The organism is Citrobacter sp. UYEF32, assembly GCF_040546205.1.
In the GTDB taxonomy this organism is placed as follows: domain Bacteria; phylum Pseudomonadota; class Gammaproteobacteria; order Enterobacterales; family Enterobacteriaceae; genus Phytobacter; species Phytobacter diazotrophicus.
This window is the reverse complement of sequence record NZ_JBEPNI010000007.1, coordinates 344,411-370,186: the sequence shown is the minus strand read 5'-3', so window position 1 is coordinate 370,186 and position 25,776 is coordinate 344,411. Positions and strand designations below refer to the sequence as shown.

The 25,776-nt window shown below is 53.5% G+C and carries 26 protein-coding genes and 1 pseudogene; 16 read left to right on the top strand and 11 right to left on the bottom strand.

The annotated features are described in order from the left end of the window. The coding region (locus ABIB59_RS21205; protein ID WP_354036922.1) for a hypothetical protein at positions 1-203 on the top strand (203 nt) is incomplete at its 5' end. 83 nt (positions 204-286) lie between these two features. Here the strand turns inward: ABIB59_RS21205 and ABIB59_RS21200 are convergent. Then, positions 287-733, bottom strand: a complete 447-nt coding sequence (locus tag ABIB59_RS21200; protein WP_354036935.1) for an acyltransferase — start codon at positions 731-733, stop codon at positions 287-289. Between the two features lie 21 nt (positions 734-754). Continuing rightward, positions 755-1,267 (bottom strand): GNAT family N-acetyltransferase, encoded by a 513-nt coding sequence (locus ABIB59_RS21195; RefSeq protein ID WP_079497648.1) that lies wholly within the window; start codon positions 1,265-1,267, stop codon positions 755-757. A gap of 145 nt (positions 1,268-1,412) precedes the next feature. Between ABIB59_RS21195 and psiE the strand changes: the two genes are divergently transcribed. After that, entirely contained in the window at positions 1,413-1,826 is a 414-nt protein-coding gene (gene psiE, locus ABIB59_RS21190; RefSeq protein ID WP_039077938.1) for a phosphate-starvation-inducible protein PsiE, read from the top strand. 338 nt (positions 1,827-2,164) lie between these two features. Here the strand turns inward: psiE and malG are convergent, their stop codons facing one another. The 3 genes from malG to malE all read right to left on the bottom strand — a co-directional run bounded on the left by malG (position 2,165) and on the right by malE (position 5,994). Further along, positions 2,165-3,055, bottom strand: coding sequence for a maltose ABC transporter permease MalG (gene malG / locus ABIB59_RS21185; RefSeq protein ID WP_039077937.1), 891 nt, complete (start codon positions 3,053-3,055; stop codon positions 2,165-2,167). 14 nt (positions 3,056-3,069) lie between these two features. Continuing rightward, positions 3,070-4,614: a maltose ABC transporter permease MalF gene (gene malF, locus ABIB59_RS21180; protein WP_039077923.1), complete on the bottom strand. Its 1,545-nt coding sequence runs from the start codon at positions 4,612-4,614 to the stop codon at positions 3,070-3,072. Positions 4,615-4,803: 189 nt separating this feature from the next. Further along, positions 4,804-5,994, bottom strand: coding sequence for a maltose/maltodextrin ABC transporter substrate-binding protein MalE (gene malE, locus ABIB59_RS21175; RefSeq protein WP_039077922.1), 1,191 nt, complete (start codon positions 5,992-5,994; stop codon positions 4,804-4,806). A gap of 369 nt (positions 5,995-6,363) precedes the next feature. Here malE and malK point away from each other — a divergent pair, with 369 nt between their 5' ends. From malK to ubiA, 5 genes are all read left to right on the top strand, one after another. Continuing rightward, a complete protein-coding gene (gene malK / locus ABIB59_RS21170; protein ID WP_354036919.1) occupies positions 6,364-7,473 on the top strand; it encodes a maltose/maltodextrin ABC transporter ATP-binding protein MalK in 1,110 nt (369 codons plus the stop codon). 109 nt (positions 7,474-7,582) lie between these two features. Continuing rightward, complete coding sequence (locus ABIB59_RS21165; protein ID WP_354036917.1) at positions 7,583-8,893, top strand: maltoporin; 1,311 nt, start codon at positions 7,583-7,585, stop codon at positions 8,891-8,893. Between the two features lie 108 nt (positions 8,894-9,001). Beyond that, the gene (gene malM / locus ABIB59_RS21160; RefSeq protein ID WP_334750087.1) at positions 9,002-9,967 is read left to right on the top strand and encodes a maltose operon protein MalM; all 966 of its coding nucleotides are present in this window, start codon (positions 9,002-9,004) and stop codon (positions 9,965-9,967) included. A 179-nt stretch (positions 9,968-10,146) separates the two neighbouring features. Further along, positions 10,147-10,644: a chorismate lyase gene (gene ubiC, locus ABIB59_RS21155; protein WP_039077918.1), complete on the top strand. Its 498-nt coding sequence runs from the start codon at positions 10,147-10,149 to the stop codon at positions 10,642-10,644. An 11-nt stretch (positions 10,645-10,655) separates the two neighbouring features. Then, positions 10,656-11,525 (top strand): 4-hydroxybenzoate octaprenyltransferase, encoded by an 870-nt coding sequence (gene ubiA / locus ABIB59_RS21150; protein ID WP_071194361.1) that lies wholly within the window; start codon positions 10,656-10,658, stop codon positions 11,523-11,525. A 116-nt stretch (positions 11,526-11,641) separates the two neighbouring features. Here ubiA and plsB read toward each other — a convergent pair whose 3' ends face one another. Further along, on the bottom strand, positions 11,642-14,062 hold the full coding sequence (plsB, locus tag ABIB59_RS21145) for a glycerol-3-phosphate 1-O-acyltransferase PlsB (RefSeq protein ID WP_039077916.1): 2,421 nt from the start codon (positions 14,060-14,062) through the stop codon (positions 11,642-11,644). Between the two features lie 130 nt (positions 14,063-14,192). On the opposite strand from plsB, the gene ABIB59_RS21140 reads away from it, so the two are divergent. Beyond that, complete coding sequence (locus ABIB59_RS21140) at positions 14,193-14,561, top strand: diacylglycerol kinase (protein WP_079497650.1); 369 nt, start codon at positions 14,193-14,195, stop codon at positions 14,559-14,561. A gap of 108 nt (positions 14,562-14,669) precedes the next feature. Then, on the top strand, positions 14,670-15,284 hold the full coding sequence (gene lexA / locus ABIB59_RS21135; RefSeq protein WP_039077914.1) for a transcriptional repressor LexA: 615 nt from the start codon (positions 14,670-14,672) through the stop codon (positions 15,282-15,284). Here the strand turns inward: lexA and ABIB59_RS21130 are convergent. After that, complete coding sequence (locus tag ABIB59_RS21130; protein ID WP_071194358.1) at positions 15,259-15,447, bottom strand: hypothetical protein; 189 nt, start codon at positions 15,445-15,447, stop codon at positions 15,259-15,261. The genes lexA and ABIB59_RS21130 overlap by 26 nt on opposite strands. A 97-nt stretch (positions 15,448-15,544) precedes the next feature. Between ABIB59_RS21130 and ABIB59_RS21125 the strand changes: the two genes are divergently transcribed. Continuing rightward, positions 15,545-15,754 carry a CsbD family protein gene (locus ABIB59_RS21125; protein ID WP_039077936.1) on the top strand — a complete coding sequence of 70 codons (210 nt, stop codon included), beginning with the start codon at positions 15,545-15,547 and terminating at the stop codon, positions 15,752-15,754. Positions 15,755-15,861: 107 nt separating this feature from the next. Here ABIB59_RS21125 and zur read toward each other — a convergent pair whose 3' ends face one another. Beyond that, complete coding sequence (gene zur, locus ABIB59_RS21120; protein WP_039077912.1) at positions 15,862-16,377, bottom strand: zinc uptake transcriptional repressor Zur; 516 nt, start codon at positions 16,375-16,377, stop codon at positions 15,862-15,864. Positions 16,378-16,649: 272 nt separating this feature from the next. On the opposite strand from zur, the gene ABIB59_RS21115 reads away from it, so the two are divergent. Then, positions 16,650-17,966, top strand: a complete 1,317-nt coding sequence (locus ABIB59_RS21115) for a conjugal transfer protein TraF (protein WP_039077910.1) — start codon at positions 16,650-16,652, stop codon at positions 17,964-17,966. A 41-nt stretch (positions 17,967-18,007) separates the two neighbouring features. Here the strand turns inward: ABIB59_RS21115 and ABIB59_RS21110 are convergent, their stop codons facing one another. Beyond that, positions 18,008-18,325: a helix-turn-helix domain-containing protein gene (locus ABIB59_RS21110; RefSeq protein ID WP_071194355.1), complete on the bottom strand. Its 318-nt coding sequence runs from the start codon at positions 18,323-18,325 to the stop codon at positions 18,008-18,010. Position 18,326: 1 nt separating this feature from the next. Then, positions 18,327-18,670 (bottom strand): annotated as a pseudogene (locus tag ABIB59_RS21105) (type II toxin-antitoxin system RelE/ParE family toxin). A 192-nt stretch (positions 18,671-18,862) separates the two neighbouring features. Here ABIB59_RS21105 and dusA point away from each other — a divergent pair. Further along, a complete protein-coding gene (gene dusA / locus ABIB59_RS21100; RefSeq protein ID WP_354036933.1) occupies positions 18,863-19,861 on the top strand; it encodes a tRNA dihydrouridine(20/20a) synthase DusA in 999 nt (332 codons plus the stop codon). Between the two features lie 152 nt (positions 19,862-20,013). Next, positions 20,014-20,256, top strand: coding sequence for an envelope stress response protein PspG (gene pspG, locus ABIB59_RS21095; RefSeq protein WP_039077907.1), 243 nt, complete (start codon positions 20,014-20,016; stop codon positions 20,254-20,256). 290 nt (positions 20,257-20,546) lie between these two features. On the opposite strand, the gene ABIB59_RS21090 is transcribed toward pspG, so the two are convergent. Next, positions 20,547-21,530, bottom strand: a complete 984-nt coding sequence (locus tag ABIB59_RS21090; RefSeq protein ID WP_039077906.1) for a quinone oxidoreductase — start codon at positions 21,528-21,530, stop codon at positions 20,547-20,549. A 58-nt stretch (positions 21,531-21,588) separates the two neighbouring features. Between ABIB59_RS21090 and dnaB the strand changes: the two genes are divergently transcribed. From dnaB to tyrB, 3 genes are all read left to right on the top strand, one after another. Next, positions 21,589-22,995 carry a replicative DNA helicase gene (gene dnaB / locus ABIB59_RS21085; protein ID WP_039077905.1) on the top strand — a complete coding sequence of 469 codons (1,407 nt, stop codon included), beginning with the start codon at positions 21,589-21,591 and terminating at the stop codon, positions 22,993-22,995. A 124-nt stretch (positions 22,996-23,119) separates the two neighbouring features. Continuing rightward, complete coding sequence (gene alr, locus ABIB59_RS21080) at positions 23,120-24,199, top strand: alanine racemase (RefSeq protein ID WP_222557098.1); 1,080 nt, start codon at positions 23,120-23,122, stop codon at positions 24,197-24,199. 220 nt (positions 24,200-24,419) lie between these two features. Continuing rightward, the gene (tyrB, locus tag ABIB59_RS21075) at positions 24,420-25,613 is read left to right on the top strand and encodes an aromatic amino acid transaminase (RefSeq protein ID WP_354036911.1); all 1,194 of its coding nucleotides are present in this window, start codon (positions 24,420-24,422) and stop codon (positions 25,611-25,613) included. Positions 25,614-25,776 lie beyond the last annotated feature (163 nt).

Below are 25,776 nucleotides of genomic sequence, written 5' to 3'. Positions count from 1 at the left end.
TTCGGGCCAACGCGTTGCGTTGTTCAAAATCGTTCCGGACGATTTTGTCCTGTCTCGACAAACCTCAGTCCGCCATCCCTGGCGGCCTGACCTTGTCATCGGGTCTTCGTCTCACCGATTTCAGCGGGGACTCAACCCCCTCGCTGCATGCTCTGCGCCAGGGGGCACAAAGTTGTCGCTGTGGTTGTCATGCGGGAAAATGAGTCAGCCGTGACTAACAAGGTTGAAGACGCTCACTATCTACGACTGGGCGTGTAGCCCCGGCAAGCGCAGCGCTGCCGGGGGTCTACAAGCGCCGCAACAGCTTCGCCGGATTACCCGCGTAAACCCCTTTCTCAGTAATCGATTTGGTGACCACGCTGCCGGCACCAATCACCACGCCATCGCAAATGGTCACTGCCAGAATGGTGGCGCCGCTGCCAATCGACACATCATTACCCACCACGATATTTCCCCAGCTATCCCTGTCCGGGTTGGGTTTGCCTTCACGAAACATATCGTTAGCGAACATCACGCCATGACCAATAAAACAGCGCTCGCCAATAGTCACATATTCGCAGATAAAACTGTGAGACTGGACTTTGCTGCCCGCACCGATTTTCGTATGCCCCTGAATTTCGACAAAAGGTCCGATGAAAACGTCTTCTGCCAGTTCGCAGTCATACAGATTCACCGGGTCATAGATCACCACATTCTCACCGCAAACCACGTTACGGATAGCGGCCTGCCGCATCTTCGCACCCATCCCATCTCCTTAAATGACTTTGCCCAGAATATGCAGCGTGCTCTGCTGCGAGGCGGTACTGAACACGGTATCCCGCACATGTTCAAATCCCTGGCGTTCATAGAATCGACGGGCCTGCGGGTTGGCATCCAACACTTCCAGCCACAGGAAGCGTTCGCCATGTTCCCGCGCGCGACGGGTTACCTCCTGGATAACACCTTCCCCATAACCTTTACCGGTCGCCTGCGGCAGAAAATAGAGTTTATGCAGTAGCGTTCCTGACGGGCCCTGGGGGCTGGCGGCAGCATGCCAACTGAATTTGGCAAAGCCGACCGGGATACCATCGCTGGCAGCAATCAGCCAGCAGCACCCCTCGTCCTGCAGACTCTGCTGTAAAACGGGCAGTGCGTATTCTTGCGCGAGAAAATTCGCCAGTTCATCTTTGTTCTGCCACAAATGGGCGAAATGATGGGTGTAGCTGGCATATGCCATATCGTGGAGCAGTTCAGCATTGTTAACCTGTGCCTGACAGATTGTAAGCATTATGTTTTTTACTCCCTGTTGCTGTGCTTGCAGGGCGATATGTCACCACGATAGAGCACAAAATATAAGCAAAAAATCTAGATCTGGATCACATTTTTGCGTTATACAGAAAGCTCGTCACTGAGAATGAGGTGCCGGTATGACAATGCCATCGCTAACTGTTCGTCCACGCGTTGAGTTTATCTCCACCGTTCTCCAGACCGTGTTGAATCTGGGTTTACTGAGTCTTGGCCTGATTCTGGTTGTCTTTCTGGGTAAGGAGACGCTGCATCTGGCGGATGTCCTTTTCGCGCCTGAACAAACCAGCAAGTATGCGCTGGTGGAAGGACTGGTGGTCTACTTTCTTTACTTTGAATTTATCGCGCTGATTGTGAAGTACTTTCAGTCAGGTTTTCACTTCCCGCTTCGTTATTTTATCTACATTGGGATCACCGCGATTGTGCGGCTGATCATCGTCGATCATAAATCGCCAATGGACGTGCTGATCTACTCTGGCGCGATCCTGCTTCTCGTGATCACCTTGTGGTTGTGTAACTCTAAGCGTCTGAAACGTGAATAAAAAAATGGCGCTCCGGGGAGCGCCTAACAACAGTCACAAGTTAACTCGCCATATATCGGTTTGCAGGGGGGGTTGGCGGCCTCGTTTACCCCCGTCACCTACGTTGGGTAAGTTTCCGGGGATGCTCTCTCTTGCCGCCTTCCTGCAACCCGAATTATTTAGAGTTCGGGTCAATATTCCAATGAGGACTACAGTGGCATATATACTCGTCATACTTCACGTTGCAGATGCGTTGGCTACACTCGTTCACCCCGGTCACTTACTCCAGTAAGCTACCGGTGACTCTCTCATTTGCCGCCTTCCTGCCACGCGAATTATTTAGAGTATGACGATGAAAATTAACCTTTTACACCGCCTGCGGTGAGGCCGTTAACCAGCCAACGCTGCGCAAGCAGGAAGACAACCGTAATCGGAATAGCTGACAGCACCGCAGCGGCTGCAAAGTCGCCCCACAGATAGTTTTGCGGGTTGAGGTATTGCTGCATGCCAACGGCCAGGGTGTAGCTGTTGACATCGCGCAGTAGCAACGAGGCTACTGGCACTTCGGTGATCGCGGCGATAAACGACAGAATGAACACGACCGCCAGAATCGGTACTGACAACGGCAACAGCACAAGACGGAATGCCTGCCACGGCGTTGCGCCATCCAGCGCTGCCGCTTCCTCCAGCGAGTTGTCGATCGTTTCGAAATAACCTTTAATCGTCCAGACGTGCAGGGCGATGCCGCCCATATAGGCGAAAATAACCCCGCCGTGCGTGTTCAGGCCGATAAACGGAATGTACTGGCCCAGACGGTCAAACAAGGCATACAGAGCCACCAGCGACAGCACCGCCGGGAACATCTGGAAAATCAGCATCCCTTTCAACAGCGTCGCTTTGCCAGGAAAGCGCATACGGGCAAAGGCATACGCACAGGTAGTTGAGAGCGCCACGACACCGATGGCGGTAATCGCTGCGATCTTGATGGAGTTCCACAACCACAGCAGCACCGGGAAGGGGGGCGGCGTCACACGGCCATCGGCGTGCTCCACGCTAAAGCCCAGCGCCAGTTTCCAGTGTTCCCACGAGATGCTTTCCGGAATCAGGCTCCCGGTGGCGAAGTTGCCTTCACGCAGAGAGATGGTGATCACCATCAGCAGCGGGAACATAATTGCGGCGATAAATACCAGCAATAACAAATGGGTAACGAATAACCTTAATTTTTGCGATTTCGCCTGGACCATTGCCATAATCATCGCCCTCCTTAATCAAATTTCATGCGTGTGGCTTTCAGATTGATGATGGCAAGCGCGCCAACCAGCAAGAAAATCAGCGTGGCGATAGCGGCCGCGAGGCCAAAATCTTGCCCACCGCCACCCTCAAAGGCAATGCGGTAGGTGTAGCTGACCAGCAGGTCGGTATAGCCCGCAGGCGTGGTGGTGCCGATACGGTCCGGGCCACCGTTGGTCAACAACTGAATCAACACGAAGTTATTAAAGTTAAAGGCGAAACTGGCGATCATCAGCGGCGTGAGCGGCTTGATCAGCAGCGGGAAGGTGATGCGGAAGAAATTCTGGAACGGCCCGGCGCCATCCATTGCCGAGGCTTCATACAAATCGTCCGGAATCGCTTTCAGCAGCCCCATGCACAGAATCATCATGTACGGATAACCGAGCCAGGTGTTGACGATGATGATCATCGAACGTGCTGTGGTCGGGTCGCTAAACCACGCCGGTTTGATACCAAACAGCGCACTCAGCATCATGTTGATCTCACCGAAGCTCTGGTTAAACAGCCCCTTGAAGATCAGAATGGAAATAAAGGACGGCACGGCGTAAGGCAGAATCAGCAGGACGCGGTAGATGGCCTTGCCTTTCAGCGATTCCCACTGCACCAGACAGGCCAGTACCATGCCGACGGCGACGGTCAACACGACGGTTAACAGCGAGAAGACCACCGTCCAGACGAAAATCTCAATAAACGGTTTCTGGATACCTTCATCGGTAAAGACGCGCATGAAGTTATCCCAGCCAATGGTCACGGTGTAGCCTGGGCTGAGTTTTTCATCGCCCCAACTGTTATCAGCGTTAATAGCCTGATAGAAACCGAGAGTGTTATTGGGACGGTATTTCACACCGCTCTGCTTATTGGTGAGCGTGCCATCTTCCGCCATGCTGTACAGCGGCGTGGTACCAGAGAACTGACGCAGTGAGCTCATCACAACATTGCTGTTATCTGGCAATACGGCGGTAAGCTGGTTAAGCGCGGTGCGGTTTTGCGTGACGTCACGCAGGGTGCCACGTTCGCCCGCAGGCAGGGTATCCGTCTCTTTTAAGACGATTTTTTGCTCGCCACCGAGTTTAAAGGCGTCCGAAAGATAGTTTTTGCCGCTTTCACCGTCGGTCAGCGCCAGTCGCCAGCTTCCCTCTGCCGGGAAAAGCGCAAAGTTATAGGTTTTTCCCGCCTGATAAGAGCGGTCCATCAGCACCTGCTGCGCGCGTTCTTGCGTGAGCTGGTGGGTGCTGCTGTAGTTCGTGAACGCAATGGCGATGGTACAAATCAAGGGAAACAGGACAAACAGCCCCATCCCGGCAAGGCCTGGATAGACATAGCGCCAGGCGTAGGTTTTACGGTTCGCAAAAATGTACAGGCCAGCCGAGCTTAAAATCAGCGTCGTGATGGCGAAAAGATATTCCCCTTGTGCATACATTAAAACTACAAGGTACCCCACCAGTAAGCCCAGCAGACCTATCACTGACCATTTCAGCGCGTCACTTTGCCACCAGTGCTTCTTTTTAATGACATCCATGGGGGAGTTTCCTCTTTACACTTCATCCTTCGCGTTGCCTCTTTGTTGGCTGCGGATGCGCACCCCAGTCACTTACTTTTGTAAGCTCCTGGGGATTTGCATCCTTGCCGCCTCGATGCAACACGAATGATTTCGTGTAAACAACGTATTTAACAATCCTTACTTCCTGAGAAATAAGGGACTACAGTCTTACTTAGTAATACGACCCTGTGCGTCTTTCAGCGCGGCATCGACGGTCTGACGACCACTCACTGCGTTGATCACGGCGGTGCGGGTGGCGTACCAGAAGGCGGCCATCTGCGGAATGTTCGGCATGATTTCGCCTTTCTGGGCGTTATCCATTGTTGCCGCGATACGTGGATCTTTCGCTAACTGGTCCTGGAAGGATTTCAGTGCTACCGCGCCGAGTGGTTTGTCTTTATTCACTTCATCCAGACCCTGATCGGTCAGCAGGTAGTTTTCCAGAAACTCTTTTGCCAGTTCTTTATTCGGGCTGGCGGCGTTAATACCGGCACTCAGCACACCAACGAACGGTTTGGACGCTTTGCCTTTAAAGGTGGGCAAAGAGGTCACGCCGTAGTTGATTTTGCTCTTATCAATGTTGCCCCACGCCCACGGACCGTTAATGGTCAGCGCAGTTTCGCCTTTGTTAAACGCGGCTTCGGCGATGGAGTAATCCGTATCCGCATTCATATGTTTGTCTTTTATGAGCTTAACCAGGAAGCTCAGACCCGCTTTCGCGCCAGCGCTGTCCACGCCAACGTCTTTCACGTCATATTTGCCGTTTTCAAACTTGAAGGCGTAACCGCCGTCAGCGGCAATCAGCGGCCAGGTGAAGTACGGCTCTTGCAGGTTGAACATCAGCGCGCTCTTACCTTTCGCTTTCAGCTCTTTATCCAGCGCCGGGATCTCTTCCCAGGTTTTTGGCGGGTTCGGCACGAGATCTTTGTTGTAAATCAGTGAGAGGGACTCCACGGCGACCGGGTAGGCGATCAGCTTGCCGTTATAACGCACTGCATCCCAGGTGAACGGGAATAACTTGTCCTGGAAGGCTTTATCCGGGGTCACTTCCGCCAGCAGGCCAGACTGTGCGTAGCCGCCAAAACGGTCATGAGCCCAGAAAATAATGTCCGGGCCATCGCCGGTCGCTGCAACTTGCGGGAATTTCTCTTCCAGCTTGTCCGGGTGCTCAACGGTGACCTTAATACCGGTATCTTTCTCGAATTTTTTACCCACTTCGGCCAGGCCGTTATAGCCTTTGTCGCCGTTGATCCAGATAACCAGCTTACCTTCTTCAATCTTTGCGAGGGCAGAAGCGGAGAACATCATCGTCGTCAGTGCGGACAATGCGAGGATGCGTGCGCCTGTTTTGAATTTCATATATCCCGTCCTTTAGGTGATGTGCTCGTGGATATGTTTGGTGGTCTAACGGGGTGTAGTCTCCTTTGTTGGCAAGCGCTTCTCATCCTCCTTACCCCTACGCCCCTGGGTGGATTTGTGTGATCTCTGTTACATAAAGTTTCTTTATGTGTGTCAGCGCACATAAAAACACACCGATTTTTGCCGTCTGCGTCACGAAAATCGCCTCAGCCCCCGGCAACGCGGGGCAGACTCGTCCCTCTCATCCTCCCGTCTCCTCCCCCATAAAAAAGCGAGGGGGTGGAGGATTCGCCAGCGTTATCAATAGCCCATAGTCAGCCCATCTTGAATGTTTCTGTAAGTGACAGGTTGTAACGAAGGGAGAGGGGCATGGCGAGCGTACAGCTGCGGAATGTAACGAAAGCCTGGGGCGATGTGGTGGTGTCAAAAGACATCAATCTCGACATCCACGAAGGAGAATTCGTGGTATTTGTCGGTCCGTCAGGCTGTGGGAAGTCGACGCTGCTGCGCATGATTGCGGGTCTGGAAACCATTACCAGCGGCGATTTGTTTATTGGCGATGCTCGTATGAACGATATCCCACCCGCCGAGCGCGGCGTGGGCATGGTGTTTCAGTCTTATGCACTTTATCCGCACCTTTCTGTGGCGGAGAACATGTCATTCGGCTTAAAGCTGGCCGGGGCGAAAAAAGAGGTCATCAACCAGCGGGTCACCCAGGTCGCAGAAGTCCTGCAACTGGCGCATTTGCTGGAGCGTAAACCGAAAGCCTTGTCTGGCGGTCAGCGTCAGCGCGTGGCAATTGGTCGTACGCTGGTGGCAGAACCGCGCGTTTTCCTGCTGGACGAACCGCTTTCCAACCTCGATGCCGCGCTGCGTGTGCAGATGCGTATTGAGATTTCGCGTCTGCATAAGCGCCTCGGCCGCACGATGATTTACGTCACCCACGATCAGGTAGAAGCGATGACGCTCGCTGACAAAATCGTGGTGCTGGACGCCGGTCGCGTCGCGCAGGTGGGTAAACCACTTGAGCTTTACCACTATCCGTCAGACCGCTTTGTCGCCGGGTTTATTGGTTCGCCAAAAATGAATTTCCTGCCGGTGAAGGTAACGGCCACCGCCATTGAACAAGTCCAGGTCGAGCTGCCTAACCGCCTGCGGGTCTGGCTGCCTGTCGACAGCGCCAATGTGCAGGTCGGCAGCAATATGTCACTCGGTATTCGCCCTGAACACCTGCTGCCAAGCGACATCGCTGATGTCACCCTGGAAGGCGAAGTTCAGGTCGTCGAACAGCTAGGCCACGAAACGCAAATTCACATCCAGATCCCCGCCATCCGTCAAAACCTGGTCTACCGCCAGAATGACGTGGTGTTGGTAGAAGAGGGGGCCACATTCGCTATCGGCTTGCCGCCAGAGCGCTGCCATCTGTTCCGCGAGGATGGTACGGCCTGTCGTCGGTTGCATAAAGAGCCGGGCGTTTAAGGTCTCCCATTAAAAAAGCAAAACGCCAAACCGTTCGCGGTTGCAGCCAACGAAGAGGCAGCCCGAGAGGTGAGGTGTTTAAAGAAAAGCAATGATCTCAGGAGATAGAATGATGACTACTCTGCGCAAAGTTCCACTGGCAATCGCCATCGCCGCGGGCATTTTGTCTGCCCAGGCGGGCGCTGTCGATTTTAAAGGCTATGCCCGTTCGGGTATTGGCTGGACCGGCAGCGGCGGCGAGCAGCAGTGCTTCCAGGCCACCGGTGCTCAAAGTAAGTATCGTCTTGGTAACGAATGCGAAACCTACGCCGAACTGAAACTGGGCCAGGAAGTATGGAAAGAAGGCGACAAGAGCTTCTACTTCGATACCAACGTAGCCTACTCCGTTGCCCAACGTAATGACTGGGAAGCGACCAGCCCTGCGTTCCGTGAAGCCAACGTTCAGGGTAAAAACCTGATCGACGCGCTGCCGGGCTCCACCATCTGGGCAGGTAAACGCTTCTATCAACGTCATGACGTTCACATGATCGACTTCTACTACTGGGATATCTCTGGTCCTGGTGCCGGTCTTGAAAACGTTGATGTTGGTTTCGGTAAACTTTCTTTAGCGGCAACCCGTTCGTCTGAAGCGGGTGGTTCCGGTACTTTCGCTGACCGTGATTCACTTGGTAATCGCGTATATGACAACCTGGTGCCGAACGACGTCTTCGACGTGCGTTTAGCGCAAATGGCTGTCAACCCTGGCGGTACGCTGGAGTTTGGTGTGGATTACGGTCACACCAACCTGCCGGACAAATATGACCTGGCGCCGGGCGCATCGAAAGATGGCTGGATGTTCACCGCTGAACATACCCAGAGCATGATGAAAGGTTACAACAAGTTTGTACTGCAGTACGCAACAGACTCCATGACCTCTAACGGTAAAGGTATTCCGCAGGGCGGCAGCATCAACAACAACGGTTCACTGTGGCGCGTGCTGGATCACGGGGCAATCAACCTCGCTGACAACTGGGACCTGATGTATGTCGGTATGTACCAGGACATCAACCGTGACGACAACAACGGTACCAAGTGGTGGACCGTGGGCGTACGTCCTATGTACAAATGGACACCGATCATGAGCACCCTGCTGGAACTGGGTTATGACAACGTCAAATCCCAGCGCACCAGCGACACCAACAACCAGTACAAAATCACCCTGGCCCAACAGTGGCAGGCTGGCGACAGCATCTGGTCTCGTCCGGCAATTCGTCTTTTCGCAACCTACGCGAAGTGGGATGAGAAATGGGGTTATGCCAACAGCGATTCCGGTGCTGGTTACACCTCTGGCGTAGCGTATCGCGATACCTCCGCGAAAACCTTCAGCCGTGGTGATAACGACGAGTGGAGCTTCGGCGCCCAGATGGAAATCTGGTGGTAATCCTCGCCACCTGACGTACCGAAACAAGAGGGGCGTAAGCCCCTCAATTCTTCGAGACAGTGCGCTATTGCCGGGCGTTAGTTGTCTCTCGTAAAGAAGGTGATAACAATGAAAATGAAAAAAAGTTTCGTCGCCCTGTGCCTGACCGCGGGTTTACTCGCCGCAGCGCCTGGGGTTAGCTTCGCAGATGTTAACATTGTCCCGCAAAATACCACGGCGGCCCCTGCCATTCCGGCCTCCGCACTCCAGCAACTGAGCTGGACGCCTGTCGATCAAAGCAAAACACAAACAACTGAGCTTGCCACCACGGGCCAGCGCCTGAATGTGGCGGGTATCAGTGGCCCGGTGGCCGCATACAGTGTCCCGGCGAACATCGGTGAACTGACGCTCACGCTCAGCAGTGAAGTGAATAAACAAACCAGCGTTTTTGCGCCCAATGTGTTGGTTCTTGACCAGAACATGTCACCTGCCGCGTACTTCCCCAGCAGCTTCTTTACCTATCAGGAGCCGGGAGTGATGAGTGCCGACAGGCTGGAAGGGGTGATGCGCCTGACGCCTGCGCTGGGCCAGCAAAAAATCTATCTGCTGGTCTTCACAACCGAAAACGATCTGCGCCAGACCACCAAACTGATGGACCCGGCCAAATCCTACGCCAAAGGAACGGGTAACGCGGTACCGGATATCCCCGATCCGATAGCCCGTCACGTTACTGAGGGCGTGGTGAAACTGAAAGTGAAAACCAACAGCGGTTCCAGCGTGCTGGTTGGCCCATTGTTTGGTTCATCCGGACCAGGGCCGGTGACGGTGGGCAACACCGCCGCGCCTGCCACCGCTTATAGCGCACCAGCGGCCGCACCTGCTGCGGTGGCTACCGCGCCGACCTCTGCGCCTGCGCCTGCCGCGAAAAGTGAGCCGATGCTGAATGACACTGAAAGCTATTTCAACCAGGCCATTAAACAGGCCGCCGCAAAAGGTGATATCGATAAGGCACTGAAATTACTGAATGAAGCTGAGCGTCTCGGGTCTACATCCGCCCGGAAAACCTTTATCAGCAGTGTAAAAGGCAAGGGGTAACCGTCTCCCCGCAATGCTGATGTTTGCAACAACTGGTGCGTCGCCTGACGCACCCTTTTTTCTGGCGCAACGACGCTGTTGCATATCTGTTGCGCTTATGAAAACTGAATGAAGTTCCCCGCACGAGGCAGCCTGTTCTGCGATACAATAATGTGACGTTATGTATTGGAGAGTAAGGCATGTCACACCCCGCGCTTACGCAACTGCGTGCGCTACGCTATTTTGACGCACTTCCCGCGCTCGACCCGCAGCAACTGGACTGGCTGTTGCTGGAAGATTCCATGACGAAACGTTTTGAGCAACAGGGTAAACAGGTGTCTGTGACGCTTATCCAGGAAGGGTTTGTGACGTCCGATATGCTTGATGGCGAGCGCCATTTGCTGCCTGACGATACGCGGTACTGGCTGCGGGAGATCCTGCTGTGCGCTGACGGCGAACCCTGGCTTGCCGGGCGAACCGTGGTGCCGGAGTCTACGCTGACCGGGCCGGAACTTGCGCTGCAGAAGCTGGGTACTACGCCGCTTGGGCGTTATCTCTTTACATCATCTACGCTGACACGAGATTTTATTGAGGTTGGTCGCTATGACACGCTGTGGGGAAGACGCTCCCGCTTGCGCCTGGGGGGAAAACCTCTCCTGCTGACTGAACTGTTTTTGCCTGCGTCACCGCTGTACTAAGAGGAAAAAAAATGGAGTGGAGTCTCTCGCAGAATAAGCTGCTGGCCTTTCATCGACTCATGCGCACGGACAAGCCCATTGGTGCGTTGCTGCTGCTCTGGCCAACGCTGTGGGCACTGTGGGTTGCAACGCCGGGCGTTCCTCCCCTGTGGATCCTGCTGGTGTTTGTGGCGGGGGTCTGGTTGATGCGTGCGGCAGGCTGTGTGGTAAATGACTATGCAGATCGTAAATTTGACGGGCATGTGAAACGTACGGCTAATCGTCCGCTGCCCAGCGGGGCGGTCACGGAAAACGAAGCGCGCGTACTGTTTGTGGTATTGGTGGTGCTGGCGTTTGCACTGGTGTTGACGCTTAACACGATGACCATTCTGCTCTCCGTTGCGGCGCTTCTGCTTGCCTGGGTTTATCCGTTTATGAAGCGTTATACCCATTTGCCGCAGGTGGTGCTGGGGGCGGCGTTTGGCTGGTCGATTCCGATGGCCTTTGCCGCGGTGAGTGAGTCGGTGCCGCTGAGTTGCTGGGTTATGTTTCTTGCCAATATCTTGTGGGCGGTGGCCTACGATACGCAGTACGCCATGGTGGATCGCGACGATGATCTGAAAATCGGTATCAAGTCGACCGCTATTCTCTTTGGACGCCACGATAAGTTAATCATCGGCATATTGCAGGTGGCGGTGCTGGCGCTGATGGTGGCGATCGGTGCGCTCAATGGCTTAGGCTGGCAATTCTACGGGGCGGTTATTATTGCGGGTGCGCTGTTTGTTTATCAGCAGAAGCTGATTGTGAATCGCGATCGCGACGCCTGTTTTAAGGCGTTTATGAATAATAACTATGTGGGGCTGGTACTGTTTATCGGTCTCGCGGCAAGTTATCTGGCGTAATTCACCTCTTCCCGGATGCGGCGTTGCCTTATCCGGGCCACCTCAAGCGCCAGGCTCAGAGTAGCCCCGATAAGCGAAGCGCATCGGGGACATTACTCCCCGATGCGGCCCTTTATTCACTCAGCCTGGGTTGCGCTCTCAATCGTCAAGCGCACATCAGAGGTAATCAGCTCGGCTAATAGCTGATACACCGCCAGCGTCTGCTCAGGCTCGGCATCTCCGGTATCGCTGATATACCCTTCGTCACGCAGCGTCAGCACCAGGGTACTGAATACCGCCTTATCGAAGAATTCCGGCGCATTGATGCCGTGCAGAACAGACAGACGCTGTGCCAGCGTGCGGCTCTCTTTCTCCAGCGTACTGCGGTTCATTGCCGGATTGGCGCTCAGCAGCCAGAAGGTGATGGCATAGCGTTGCAGCGTTTCGCGCGCACCCGCCGCCAGCAGTTGCAGAGTTCGGGAATGTGCCGGGTTGATATAGAGCTGACCATCTTTCATGGTAATCAGCCCCTGGCGCAGCAATTCCTGAGCAAGACTTTCCAGCACGCCTGCCAGCTCTTCTTTTTCCCAACGTAAGAAAAGCTCGGCTTTCAGCATCGGGTAAAGCAGCTCAACATGGCGCAGCATCTCGTCCTGAGAGATATGACGATGCTGGGTAATAATGGCCGCCATCAGCGAGGGCAACATCAGCATATGCGCAATGTTGTTGCGGTAGTACGTCATCAGAACCGCCTGCTCGCGCGGCAGAATGATGATATCGCCAATCGTGTCTTTCTCTACTTCGAACTTATTCATCTGCAACGCATGCTCAATAAGCGCGTCCGCACTTACGGTGGGTACCGTTGTGTCGGCGGCATAGGGCACATTGCGCATCAGGTTGAGGTAGCAATTCAACTGTTCGGTGAGCTGTTCACGGGTCAGAGAACGCTGGCGAGAGGCCAGAAGCGCGGTACAGCAGAGGTTCATGGCGTTTGCCGCGCCGGCATTGTTAATGCGTACCATCAAATCGGCAGCAATAGCGTTCACCGTCGGCGTCAGCCAGGCAGGACGCACCGCTTCGATAGGATCGATAGACTCGCGCCATTCCGGCACCCGGTGGTTCAGGTAGTTCATCAGCGGGATAGGCTCGCCGAAGTTCACATAACCCTGACCGAGATTACGCAGCTTACTTAAACCGCGTATCATCTGGGCAAAACCTTCTTTCTCTTTCGTCGCGCCACGCAGCTCTTTGGCGTAAGTCCCCACTTCCATGACATGCTCATAACCAATGTAGATTGGCACCAGCGTGATCGGACGGGTACCTCCACGCAGCATGGCCTGAATCGTCATAGAAAGCGTGCCGGTCTTCGGATCCAACAGACGGCCCGTACGGGAGCGCCCGCCTTCAACAAAGTATTCCACTGAGTAGCCACGGTTAAACAGTTCACCCAGATACTCGCGGAAAACGGTGGAATAGAGCTTATTACCCTTAAAGGTACGGCGAATAAAGAACGCGCCCAGACGACGGAAAATGGGGCCCGCTGGCCAAAAGTTCAGGTTGATCCCGGCTGCAATATGCGGCGGTACCAGCCCCTGGTGATAGAGCACATAGGAGAGCAGCAAATAGTCCATATGGCTGCGATGGCAGGGCACATAGACAATTTCATGGCCATCATGGGCGAGCTGACGAACACGCTCCGCGTTATGCACATTAATGCCCTGATACAGACGGTTCCAGGTAAAGCCGAGGATACGGTCTGACAGACGGATCATCTCGTAGGAGAAGTTCGCCGCAATCTCTTCCATCAGCGCAATTGCGTTTTGCTGCGCTTTATCATGGGAGATTTTTTTGCTGCGCGCTTCGTCTTCTACGGCGCGAGCGATGGCTTTGGAGGAGAGCAGCTTATTAAACAGGTCCTGACGGGCAGGTAAACGCGGCCCCACGGCGGCCAGGCGCTGACGGGCAAAGTGCATACGCGCTACGCGCGCCAGTTTTTGCGCAATGGTTTTGTCCGTGCCGTGCTCGGTTGCCATACGACGCAGCGAAACCGGCGGGGAGAAACGCACAAAGCTGTCGCGGCCAAGCCACGAGATCGCGAAAAATTTCTGGATACCGTTTAGCATACGCAGCGGCGGGTTGACCTCGCCCTTTTCGCGACCTGGAGAACGACCAAACATCATCGATACAGGCACCATCTGAACATCCAAATCGGGATGGCTGCGGTGCAGATCGAGATAGTCATGGAATAGCTTGATCGACTCTTCTTTCGGCGTGTACCAGGTAAAGACACGAGGCCCGCCGTGAATAAAGATATAGCGCGGCAGCTCCGCTCCGTCGATTTCAAGCGGTTCGAGGGGGTCGGGCAAATCGTGTGCCAGACACTGAGCGCGCAAGGTCAGTAAATCTGCCTTCGAGTTATAAGGCAAAACGTACATAATAGGACGCGACGTATCGAGCCCTAATTCCTGGGCGGGTTCCGCCGGGATAGACTTGCTTTTTACCAGCACGCTTAATGGTAAATTAAGTAATTTGTAGTAAATTCGTGGCCAGCCGGACATAAACGATGTAAAGCCTCTGGTTAATAATGCCATTGCGCGGCAAGAATATCAGAAAGTCCGCAGAATTTCTTTTCTACCTCTATAAGCTTACATAGACATTGACGTTCATTACATAAAAAGGTTGTTTTTGATGGCCAACAATACCACTGGAATTACCCGCATCATTAAAGCGGCAGGCTATTCATGGAAAGGGGTGCGCGCAGCGTGGATTAACGAAGCTGCTTTTCGTCAGGAAGGTGTTGCGGTCGTTATTGCCATTATCATTGCGGCTTTTCTGGATGTAGATGCGATTACGCGCGTTCTGCTGATTGGCTCTGTCGTACTGGTGATGATTGTGGAAATCCTTAATAGTGCGATTGAAGCCGTGGTTGATCGTATTGGGTCTGAATTTCACGAACTCTCGGGTCGTGCGAAAGACATGGGGTCTGCTGCGGTATTGATGGCCATTCTCCTGGCACTGTTTACCTGGGTTTCTCTGCTGTGGGGCTATTTTCGATAGCGCTTCCAGAAATACGTTAAGTCCGCGTTTTTTGCTTAATTTTGGTTTCAAAATCGCCTTTAACTGTATATACTCACAGCATAACTGTATATACACCCAGGGGGCGGAATGAAAGCTTTAACGGCCAGGCAGCAAGAGGTGTTCGATCTTATTCGCGATCGAATCAACCAGACAGGTATGCCGCCGACGCGTGCGGAGATCGCGCAACAGTTGGGGTTCCGTTCCCCAAACGCGGCAGAGGAACACTTGAAAGCGCTTGCGCGTAAGGGTGTTATCGAGATTGTATCCGGCGCGTCTCGCGGTATTCGTCTGTTGCTTGAAGAGGAAGAGGATATTGGGCTGCCGCTTATCGGGCGCGTCGCTGCTGGCGAACCTTTGCTGGCGCAACAGCACATTGAAGGGCACTATCAGGTCGATCCTTCTCTCTTCAAGCCTAACGCTGATTTTCTGTTGCGCGTAAGCGGTATGTCGATGAAAGATATCGGCATCATGGATGGCGATCTGCTGGCGGTGCATAAAACCCAGGATGTTCGCAACGGACAGGTTGTTGTAGCGCGTATTGACGATGAAGTGACGGTCAAGCGGCTGAAAAAGCAGGGCAATACCGTGCAGCTATTGCCTGAAAACAGTGAGTTTTCCCCTATTGTGGTAGACTTGCGCGATCACAACTTCACCATTGAAGGTCTGGCGGTTGGCGTTATCCGCAATGGTGAATGGCTGTAATACCTTTCTGAGCCGTGGCGGCATGCCTGCTGTCACGGTTGCTTGCTTTTACTGACAAAGCTTTAACCTCTTTTTTATCCCTCTGATCTCGCTCGGTTTTGCTCCGCATATCTATTCCGGTAATTTGCTTTCCGATGGTTAAAAATTCCGAATAAAGAATCATGGCCGCTATCCTTAACTACAATAATTATCACGTTCAGGATATTAAGAGCGTAACGAAAGGAATAACGCTGTTCATGACCAATGATGAGGAGACGACGATGAATAAAGACGAAGTCAGCGGCAACTGGAAACAGTTCAAAGGTAAAGCGAAAGAACAGTGGGGTAAATTGACCGACGATGATATGACCATCATCGAAGGTAAACGCGACCAGTTGGTCGGTAAAATTCAGGAACGCTACGGCTATGCCAAAGATCAGGCAGAAAAAGAAGTCGTGGATTGGGAAACGCGGAACGATTACCGCTGGTAGCCTTCACATCCCCCCAATGTGTAAACCCTCAATGGCTACCCTGCCCGAACGGTACATGGATGTACCACCCTCGGTTGCCTCACCTGCTTAAAAGAGAAAAATCGCGACTAGCGCGATTTTTTTTTCAACTGAATTGTGTGGTCATGATGACATTTGCCGGGGTGTCGGCACGCTTCAACTTCCGCGCAATCAGCGCATAATCCATGTGCTTCTATGACATTATGGCGCAGCGCAAAACCGCGTTTTGCCGCCAGCGCATGCATGATGTCTTCCACGCCCTCCGCTTGCTCCTCTTTTACCACACCACAACGGTCACAGATAAACATTGCGGATGTGTGCGTTGGCTGATCGAAAAGATGACAAAGTACGTAGCTGTTAGTGGACTCCACTTTATGCACAAACCCTTGCTCTAAAAGGAAATCCAGCGCGCGATAGACAGTGGGAGGTTTGGCCTGCGGCTCTGCCTCACGCAGAAGATCGAGCAGGTCATAAGCGCTGATTGCCCCCTGCTGCAGACTCATCAGGCGTAACACTTCGAGGCGCTGAGGAGTCAGGCGCACATTGCGTTGCACACACAGTTTTTCGGCCTGCGCGAGCATCTCTTGCGAAGTGGACTTATCCATAGGCGTTCTCTCATGAAATGGCAATATGAGCCCCCACTTTACCATGTTCTGTACTAAACGCCGAGATCACGACCGCGCCTTCCCCTTTCGCAATCGCTATGCGTCTTCTATAAATATTGTTGGTCACTTCATATAACAACATCTTCTGTAACGCTTTATTACATTCAGTAGAAATAGGATATTTTTTGGATGTTATTCGCAGCAATAGAGCCTCCCTGTCCATGTCACAACTAACAGGGTCATAAAACTCATTTGATTACGAGACGCATACTGTGAAAAACAATCTTAAACTTTCGGTGGTCGCTATCGCTGTCTCCTTTTTCGTGGCAAAGCAAGCCGGAGCGGCAAATACCTGGGCAGAGGCACGTAATGATGCGATGGGGGGAACAGGTGTTGCCTCCGCAAATTACGGCAGTGGTGCATTCATTAACCCGGCGTTGCTGGCAAAAGCAAAACCGGAAGACAATGTTACGGTCATCTTACCGACCGTGGGGGCGCGGATAACTGATGAGGACAACCTGCGTGATGAAATTGATGATATCAGTAATAAGATCGATTATTACAAGGACATAGTTAATAACCTCACCCTGCGGGAAGTGCTGCTTAACCCTGTTAGTACTGTTGATCAGTTCCAGTCAGCGGCAAAAGATCTGGCGGATTCGCTTGATTATCTGGATGGTAAAACCGCGAGTGCGAATGCCGGGGCCGGTATCGCCGTCACGATTCCTAACGATGTGTTATCTGTTGCCTTTGTGACCAAAGGTTACGCGCACGCCCGCGTCAATTCGAATATTGATCAGGACGATATCACCTATCTTCGCAATATCCAGAACAGTGATACGGTAGCCACGGGCGTTGCCCTGGGGGCAGTACTCTCACCTAATGGCTCAGGCGAAATCACAAAAAATCTTAACTCCACGGCATCAGGCCGTGCGGCCATCATTACGGATTTTGGTATCGCCATGGCGCACCAGTTTGACGTGGGCGGTGTTCCGCTTTCCGTGGGCGTTACGCCAAAACTGCAAAAGTCGTGGATCTATAACTACACCACCTCGATTTATGATTACGACAAAAACCAATGGAACAACAGTAAGTACCGCAAGGACGACACGGGCTTTAACATTGATGTTGGCCTGGCGGCAGATTTAACAGATAACGTCACCGTCGGTCTGAGTGGACAAAACCTGGTCTCGCGTAACATCGACACCAAAGATGTATTTATCACCAATGGCAGAACCGGTGAGGTTAAAAACTATAAAGATACCTACCAAATCAGCCCATTAGTCACCGCGGGTGCGGCGTGGCATAACGATCTGCTGACGCTAAGCGCTGATGGCGATCTGACGGAAACCAAAGGCTTTAAGAGCGAGAAAAACTCGCAGTTTGTTGGCGTCGGTGCGGAGGTTCGCCCTCTGAGTTGGCTGGCGGTTCGTGCCGGTTATCGCGCTGATGTCAAAGGCGATGAAAGCAACGTCTTCACCGGCGGTGTCGGTTTTGCGCCATTTAACCGCGTGCACGTTGATTTAATGGGGTTAGTGGGTGAGAACAAAACCTGGGGTGCCGGTGCGCAGTTGAGCATGACATTCTGATGCACAATCGGAGGCCTTGCGCCTCCGGTTTTTCTTTGTGCTCAGGCAAAAACCACCTTCATACGTCCCGGGGTACGGCGCGGGCGCCCAACCACAATTTGAACATCGCGCCCTAAGCGTGTCAGACATTCAAGCATTTTTACTTCACTTATGCCGCGAAATTGGCCGCGCAGCATATTTGATAGCCTGGGCTGTGTCATCCCCAATAACTTTGCCGCCTCCACCTGAGTAAGACGACGACTTTTAATGATATTGCCAATGGTGGTAGCAAGCTGCGCTTTAACCTGCATTTCATCCGCATTGTCCAGTCCAATGTCGGCATAAACATTGCCGCTGCTGATATCGATATTCTGGCTCATATTATGCTCCTCTGGCATGGGCTTCTGCTGCCTTAAGACGTTCTCGAATTTTTTCTATATCAGATTTGGGGGTTTGCATACCGGATGACGACTTCTTCTGAAATGCATGTAGCACATAGACCGCCTGTCTGAATTTCAGGGTATAAACCGCGCGATAAGTATCGGTGCAATAGTCTTCGACCACCTCCAGCACACCTGCGCCCCAAATCCTTTTAACGGTTTTGCCTGGGGATGCTTACCTCCGTCTTGTGCGAGATGCAACGCATAACCAAAAACATCCTGAACATCCTCCGGCAGAGACTGAAGATCTTTTTTGCTGCTCCCCACCCAATACAGTGGCTTCATTCGCGTTATCCTTGCGATTTTTTATATCCATATGGGTATGTTTTAGCTAAAGGGATGAGCAAATAACAGTCAGAAAACAGAATGTGTGCCATTATGTGCAGTACAATAATTACACTAATGTCCTCGCTGCCCGACGGCGATTCTCTGTGCTATAGTAGCGCCCCTTTTTTACCTAAAGCCTATTTATTCGCCATGTCGCCAGAAAATCAGCCTGCTGCTTATCCTGCTCACCGTTTCTCCATTGCGCCGATGCTCGACTGGACGGATCGCCATTGCCGCTATTTCCTGCGCCTGCTTTCACGCCATACGTTGCTCTATACCGAGATGGTGACGACGGGAGCTATTATTCATGGCAAGGGCGACTATCTGGCATACAGCGAAGAAGAACACCCGGTAGCATTGCAGTTGGGGGGGAGTGACCCGGCGCAACTCGCATATTGCGCGAAACTGGCAGAACAGCGCGGTTATGATGAGATCAACCTGAACGTAGGTTGCCCGTCCGATCGCGTGCAGAACGGCATGTTCGGCGCGTGCCTGATGGGCAATGCGCAACTGGTAGCCGATTGCGTCAAAGCGATGCGCGACGTGGTATCCATTCCGGTGACGGTGAAAACCCGCATCGGCATTGACGAACAGGACAGCTACGAATTTCTCTGCGATTTTATCAGCACGGTTTCCGGCAGGGGCGAATGTGAGATGTTTATCATCCATGCGCGTAAAGCCTGGCTTTCCGGCTTAAGCCCGAAAGAGAACCGTGAAATCCCCCCGCTGGACTACCCACGTGTCTACCAGCTTAAACGCGATTTCCCGCATCTCACCATGTCGATTAATGGCGGTATCACTTCGCTGGAGGCGGCCAAAACCCACCTGGAGCATATGGATGGCGTGATGGTTGGACGCGAGGCGTATCAGAATCCGGGCATTCTGGCGCATGTTGATCGGGAAATATTCGGCGCGGATGCGGTGGATGCGGATCCTGTCGCGGTGGTTCGGGCAATGTATCCCTATATTGAGCGTGAACTGCAGCAGGGGACCTACCTCGGGCATATTACCCGCCATATGCTGGGCCTGTTCCAGGGGATCCCAGGGGCGCGCCAGTGGCGTCGCTATCTGAGCGAAAACGCACATAAAGCCGGGGCCGACGTCGCAGTGCTGGAACACGCGCTGAGTCTTGTGGCAAACCGCGAATAATTTCGCTAAAAAATGGTCAAATTCACCAGGCTCTGCATCACCATGCAGAGCCTTTTCTTTTATAAATCAATAAACTAAATGTGGCACGCTTCTTGTAATGCATTTGGTAAGTCATCGTCCCGATGCCATTATCTGTTTACCAGGAGCGCGCCATGTTGGAATTACTGTTTGTTATCGGCTTTTTTGTTGTGCTACTCGCCACCGGTGTTTCATTGCTGGGTATTCTGGCGGCACTGCTGGTGGCAACCGCAGTGATGTTTTTGGGCGGCCTTTTTGCGTTGATGATCAAGCTGTTGCCCTGGTTATTACTGGCGGTTGCGGTGGTGTGGATTATCCGGGCAGTCAAAACGCCAAAAATTCCTCAATATCAGCGCAATAACCGTTGGCGTTACTAAAGTATTGAGTACTTGATCACAACCTCGACACTTTTCCGGGCGCTTTGCTAAGAACCGAATAGGATTTACTTATCAAATCTGTCACTATCGCCGCGTTAACGAATTCATCGAGCTGTACCCTACATACAGCCGAACTAAAAAAAGAATGGGCTTCCTTCGGGAAGCCCTAATTCTTTTTACCGCCGTCATCCTCAGGCCGCAGATGCATTACCTGCGCTCATTCATCCCGGTCACTGCCTTGAATAAGCGCGCGGGCATTCACGCTCTCGCCGCCCGCCTGCAATGTGAATTTACGGAATCAACAGGCTCGACCCTTGCGTTGCGCGGCTTTCCAGAACCTCGTGTGCGCGTCGTGCGTCGGTGAGGGCAAATTTCTGCGATTGCGCCACTTCCACTTTGATCACGCCGCTGGCAATCAGCGAGAACAGCTCATTGCTGGCCTCTTCAAGCTCCTCGCGATTTGTTACGTAGCCGTTGAGGGAAGGGCGGGTCGCATACAGCGAACCTTTCTGGTTGAGAATACCCAGGTTGACGCCTGATACCGGCCCGGAGGCGTTACCAAAGCTCACCATCAGGCCACGGCGCTGCAGGCAATCGAGGGAGTCTTCCCAGGTGTCTTTACCCACCGAGTCATACACGACGCGGACTTTTTTCCCGTTGGTTATCTCTTTTACGCGCTCAACAATGTTTTCTTCGCGATAGTTAATAACCTGCCATGCGCCAGCCTGTAAGGCCCGCTGTGCTTTCTGCGCGGAGCCGACAGTACCGATCAATTTTGCCCCCAGCGCCTTCGCCCACTGGCAGGCAATCAGCCCTACGCCACCCGCCGCCGCATGGAACAGGAATGCTTCATCAGGTTTAATTTCGTACGTTTTGCGCAGCAGATAAAAGACAGTGAGCCCTTTCAGGAAGGAGGCCGCCGCCTGCTCGAACGAGATGGCATTGGGCAGAATAGCGACTTTGTCTGCCAGAACATTGTGCACGGAGCTGTAGGCACCAAGCCCGGATTGGGCGTACACCACGCGATCGCCCGCTTTGACATGTTTGACGCCAGAACCCACTTTGCTGACCACGCCCGCCGCCTCGGTCCCCAGGCCACTCGGTAATGACGGGGGTGGGTACAGCCCACTGCGAATGTAGGTGTCGATATAATTAATCCCTATAGCTTTGTTTTCGACCTGGACTTCATTTTCCGCCGGATCGGTGGGATTAAACTCGACAGCTTGCAATACCTCAGGGCCACCATGCTTGTGAAATTCAATTCTTGTCGCCATGCTTCCTCCCGAATGATAATCTTTCGAACCATTCATTACGTTGGTAACTCCATTCACTATGGCAGGAAATAAACCCTTCAACAAACAGACTGAACCCCGCGATTTTCAGGTCGAGGGGATGAAAGTGCCGCCCCATTCCATTGAAGCGGAACAGTCGGTGTTGGGCGGTTTAATGCTGGATAACGAGCGCTGGGACGATGTTGCCGAGCGCGTTGTGGCGGATGACTTCTACACCCGCCCGCATCGCCATATCTTTACTGAGATGCACCGTCTACAGGAGATGGGTAAACCCATTGACCTGATTACGCTGGCAGAATCGCTGGAACTGCAAGGGCAGTTGGATATTGTCGGCGGCTTTGCTTATCTGGCTGAACTGTCCAAAAACACGCCAAGTGCGGCGAACATCAGCGCTTACGCAGACATCGTGCGTGAACGTGCAGTTGTACGCGAGATGATCTCCGTTGCCAATGAGATCGCCAATGCGGGTTTCGACCCTCAGGGGCGCACCAGTGAAGACCTGCTCGATCTTGCTGAGTCACGGGTTTTCAAAATTGCGGAAAGCCGCGCCAATAAAGACGAAGGCCCGAAAAACATCGCGGATGTGCTTGAGGCGACCGTTGCGCGTATTGAGCTGCTGTTCCAGCAGCCTCACGACGGCGTTACTGGCGTGAATACGGGCTACGATGACTTGAACAAGAAAACGGCGGGTCTACAGCCATCGGACCTGATCATTGTCGCCGCGCGTCCATCCATGGGGAAAACCACCTTTGCGATGAACCTCGTTGAAAACGCGGCGATGTTGCAGGATAAACCGGTTCTCGTCTTCAGTCTTGAGATGCCCTCAGAGCAGATTATGATGCGTTCTCTGGCCTCCCTGTCACGTGTGGACCAGACGCGCATTCGTACCGGTCAGCTTGATGACGAGGACTGGGCCCGTATTTCCGGCACCATGGGCATCCTGCTGGAAAAACGCAATATCTATATTGATGACTCGTCCGGCCTGACGCCGACCGAGGTGCGTTCCCGTGCCCGGCGTGTTGCCCGTGAGCATGGCGGCATTGGGCTTATCATGATCGACTACCTGCAACTGATGCGCGTGCCGTCGCTGTCCGACAACCGTACCCTGGAGATCGCGGAGATATCCCGCTCTCTGAAAGCACTGGCGAAAGAGCTGCAGGTGCCGGTTGTTGCGCTATCGCAGCTTAACCGCTCACTGGAACAGCGTGCGGATAAACGCCCGGTCAACTCCGACCTGCGTGAATCCGGCTCCATCGAGCAGGACGCCGACTTGATCATGTTTATTTATCGTGATGAGGTTTATCACGAAAACAGCGACTTAAAAGGGATCGCTGAAATCATTATTGGTAAGCAACGTAACGGCCCGATCGGTACGGTACGTTTGACCTTTAACGGACAGTGGTCGCGTTTTGATAATTATGCGGGTCCACAATACGACGACGAATAATCCTCGTCATCCTTTGAGCTACAGCGGTGTTGGCTACGTCCCCGGAGATGCATGGCCTTGCCGCCTTGCTGCAACTCAAATGATTTAGAGGATGGTTTATTTTTCTTAAAGGCAAGGAATTCAAATGCAAGCGGCAACTGTTGTAGTCAACCGCCGCGCTCTGCGACACAACCTTCAACGTCTGCGCGAACTGGCTCCCGCCAGCCGCCTGGTTGCGATTGTGAAAGCGAACGCCTACGGACACGGTCTTCTTGAGACCGCGCGAACGCTCCCCGATGCCGACGCTTTCGGCGTCGCCCGTCTCGAAGAGGCTCTTCGCCTGCGTGAGGGGGGCATTACCCATCGCATCCTCTTGCTCGAAGGGTTTTTTACCGCTGACGAGCTCCCTCTGGTTTCTGCTCATCATCTTGATACGGTGGTGCATAGCGTGGAACAACTCACGGCGCTGGAAGCGGCGCATCTGGATGAGCCTGTTACCGTGTGGATGAAGCTTGATACCGGTATGCACCGCCTGGGCTTTCATCCGTCTGAGGCCGAGGCGTTTTACCAGCGTCTGAGCCAGTGCAAAAATGTGCGCCAGCCGGTGAATATTGTCAGCCACTTTGCCCGTGCCGATGAGCCGGACTGTGGTGTGACAGAACGTCAGCTCGATATCTTCACCACCTTTAGCGACGGCAAACCGGGGCAACGTTCTCTTGCTGCATCCGGTGGCACGCTGCTGTGGCCGCAGGCCCATTTTGACTGGGTGCGCCCCGGCATCATTCTGTATGGTGTTTCGCCGCTTGATCGCCATCCATGGGGGGAAGATTTTGGCTTCCAGCCCGCGATGACGTTGACCTCCAGCCTGATTGCCGTGCGCGAGCATAAAGCGGGTGATGCGGTCGGTTATGGCGGAACCTGGGTGAGTGAGCGCGACACGCGCCTTGGGGTGGTGGCGATGGGCTATGGCGATGGTTATCCGCGTTCGGTGCCGTCTGGTACGCCTGTGCTGGTTAACGGTCGCGAAGTCCCGATTGTTGGTCGGGTGGCGATGGATATGATTTGCGTCGATTTGGGCCCGGATGCGCAAGATACCGCCGGAGACCCGGTAGTGTTTTGGGGGGAAGGTTTACCCGTCGAGCGCATTGCGGAAGCCACCGGGATCAGTGCCTATGAATTAATTACGCGCCTGACATCGCGCGCTGTCCTGAAATACGTCGATTAACGCAGCGTCGACTCTCCCCGGATGCGGCGCAAGCGCCCTGTCCGGGATATGATTTTGCCCGCGCTGGCGTTTGGTTTTCTCCCTCTCCCTGTGGGAGAGGGCCGGGGTGAGGGCATCAGACGACACTGCCCAAACGCAGTACACACATCCCGCTCGACCTTCTCTCGCTTCCGGTTTATTGTGTCTTATCCTTCCTACTGTAAACCTGGAGAACCACCTCGTGTTTCAAAAAGTTGACGCCTACGCTGGCGACCCCATCCTTAGCCTGATGGAGCGTTTTAAAGAAGACCCGCGCAGCGACAAAGTTAACCTCAGCATCGGGTTGTATTACAACGAAGATGGCATCATCCCGCAGCTACAGGCTGTTGCCGAAGCGGAAGCCCGCCTCAATGCCCAGCCGCAGGGTGCGTCTCTCTATCTGCCGATGGAAGGTCTGACTACTTATCGCCACACCATTGTGCCGCTATTGTTTGGTGCGGAACATCCGGTGGTGGCGCAAAAACGCGTTGCAACGATCCAGACATTGGGCGGCTCCGGCGCCCTCAAAGTGGGTGCTGATTTCCTGAAACGCTACTTCCCGGATTCCGGTGTGTGGGTCAGCGATCCCACCTGGGAAAACCATGTCGCCATTTTTGAAGGCGCGGGCTTTAAGGTCAACACTTATCCCTGGTTTGACAGTGAAACCAATGGCGTGCGCGTTACCGCGCTGCTGGAAAAACTCGCTACCCTGCCGGAGAAGAGCATCGTTCTGCTGCATCCGTGCTGCCACAACCCAACCGGTTCAGATTTAACAAACGCGCAGTGGGATGAGGTGGTAAACGTGCTGAAAGCCCGCAACCTGATTCCTTTCCTCGACATTGCCTACCAGGGCTTTGGCGGCGGTATGGAAGAAGACGCCTATGCGATCCGGGCGATTGCTGATGCGGGTTTACCGGCGCTGGTCAGTAACTCGTTCTCCAAAATTTTCTCACTCTATGGCGAGCGCGTAGGCGGTCTCTCCATTGTCTGTGAGGATGCGGAAACGGCCTCTCGCGTCCTGGGGCAGTTGAAAGCGACGGTGCGTCGTAACTACTCCAGTCCGCCGAACTTCGGTGCGCAGGTTGTTGCGACGGTGCTCGGCGATACGGCGCTGAAAGCCTCATGGCTGGCGGAAGTCGAGACAATGCGTATGCGCATACTGGCTATGCGTCGGGAGCTGGTGAACGTGCTGAAAGAGGCCGTTCCGGGGCGAAACTTTGACTATCTGCTTAAACAGCGCGGCATGTTCAGCTACACCGGTCTGAGTGCTGCACAAGTTGATCGTCTGCGTGAAGAGTTTGGTGTCTACCTCATTGCCAGTGGGCGTATGTGCGTTGCCGGGCTTAATAGCCGCAATGTGCATCGCGTTGCTCAGGCATTTGCTGCTGTAATGTAAACGACGCATATTTTCCTCCCGTCAGGGAGGAAAATGGCGCGATCCTGCTACAAATATTCCGGTTTATGATGATGAAACCGCAGAAACGCCTTTCTTTCACCCGTCCCTGAGGGTATGGTCAGAGAGCTTTTTGATGCTTAGCACGCTATCTGACAATAACGGA

What these genes read in the sequence shown, in the direction of transcription:
- ABIB59_RS21200 (WP_354036935.1), bottom strand. Translation starts at nt 733, where the DNA reads ATGCGGCAGGCCGCTATCCGTAACGTGGTTTGCGGTGAGAATGTGGTG.
- ABIB59_RS21195 (WP_079497648.1), bottom strand. Translation starts at nt 1,267, where the DNA reads ATGCTTACAATCTGTCAGGCACAGGTTAACAATGCTGAACTGCTCCAC.
- psiE (WP_039077938.1), top strand. Translation starts at nt 1,413, where the DNA reads ATGCCATCGCTAACTGTTCGTCCACGCGTTGAGTTTATCTCCACCGTT.
- malG (WP_039077937.1), bottom strand. Translation starts at nt 3,055, where the DNA reads ATGGCAATGGTCCAGGCGAAATCGCAAAAATTAAGGTTATTCGTTACC.
- malF (WP_039077923.1), bottom strand. Translation starts at nt 4,614, where the DNA reads ATGGATGTCATTAAAAAGAAGCACTGGTGGCAAAGTGACGCGCTGAAA.
- malE (WP_039077922.1), bottom strand. Translation starts at nt 5,994, where the DNA reads ATGAAATTCAAAACAGGCGCACGCATCCTCGCATTGTCCGCACTGACG.
- malK (WP_354036919.1), top strand. Translation starts at nt 6,364, where the DNA reads ATGGCGAGCGTACAGCTGCGGAATGTAACGAAAGCCTGGGGCGATGTG.
- ABIB59_RS21165 (WP_354036917.1), top strand. Translation starts at nt 7,583, where the DNA reads ATGATGACTACTCTGCGCAAAGTTCCACTGGCAATCGCCATCGCCGCG.
- malM (WP_334750087.1), top strand. Translation starts at nt 9,002, where the DNA reads ATGAAAATGAAAAAAAGTTTCGTCGCCCTGTGCCTGACCGCGGGTTTA.
- ubiC (WP_039077918.1), top strand. Translation starts at nt 10,147, where the DNA reads ATGTCACACCCCGCGCTTACGCAACTGCGTGCGCTACGCTATTTTGAC.
- ubiA (WP_071194361.1), top strand. Translation starts at nt 10,656, where the DNA reads ATGGAGTGGAGTCTCTCGCAGAATAAGCTGCTGGCCTTTCATCGACTC.
- plsB (WP_039077916.1), bottom strand. Translation starts at nt 14,062, where the DNA reads ATGTCCGGCTGGCCACGAATTTACTACAAATTACTTAATTTACCATTA.
- ABIB59_RS21140 (WP_079497650.1), top strand. Translation starts at nt 14,193, where the DNA reads ATGGCCAACAATACCACTGGAATTACCCGCATCATTAAAGCGGCAGGC.
- lexA (WP_039077914.1), top strand. Translation starts at nt 14,670, where the DNA reads ATGAAAGCTTTAACGGCCAGGCAGCAAGAGGTGTTCGATCTTATTCGC.
- ABIB59_RS21130 (WP_071194358.1), bottom strand. Translation starts at nt 15,447, where the DNA reads ATGATTCTTTATTCGGAATTTTTAACCATCGGAAAGCAAATTACCGGA.
- ABIB59_RS21125 (WP_039077936.1), top strand. Translation starts at nt 15,545, where the DNA reads ATGAATAAAGACGAAGTCAGCGGCAACTGGAAACAGTTCAAAGGTAAA.
- zur (WP_039077912.1), bottom strand. Translation starts at nt 16,377, where the DNA reads ATGGATAAGTCCACTTCGCAAGAGATGCTCGCGCAGGCCGAAAAACTG.
- ABIB59_RS21110 (WP_071194355.1), bottom strand. Translation starts at nt 18,325, where the DNA reads ATGAGCCAGAATATCGATATCAGCAGCGGCAATGTTTATGCCGACATT.
- dusA (WP_354036933.1), top strand. Translation starts at nt 18,863, where the DNA reads ATGTCGCCAGAAAATCAGCCTGCTGCTTATCCTGCTCACCGTTTCTCC.
- pspG (WP_039077907.1), top strand. Translation starts at nt 20,014, where the DNA reads ATGTTGGAATTACTGTTTGTTATCGGCTTTTTTGTTGTGCTACTCGCC.
- ABIB59_RS21090 (WP_039077906.1), bottom strand. Translation starts at nt 21,530, where the DNA reads ATGGCGACAAGAATTGAATTTCACAAGCATGGTGGCCCTGAGGTATTG.
- dnaB (WP_039077905.1), top strand. Translation starts at nt 21,589, where the DNA reads ATGGCAGGAAATAAACCCTTCAACAAACAGACTGAACCCCGCGATTTT.
- alr (WP_222557098.1), top strand. Translation starts at nt 23,120, where the DNA reads ATGCAAGCGGCAACTGTTGTAGTCAACCGCCGCGCTCTGCGACACAAC.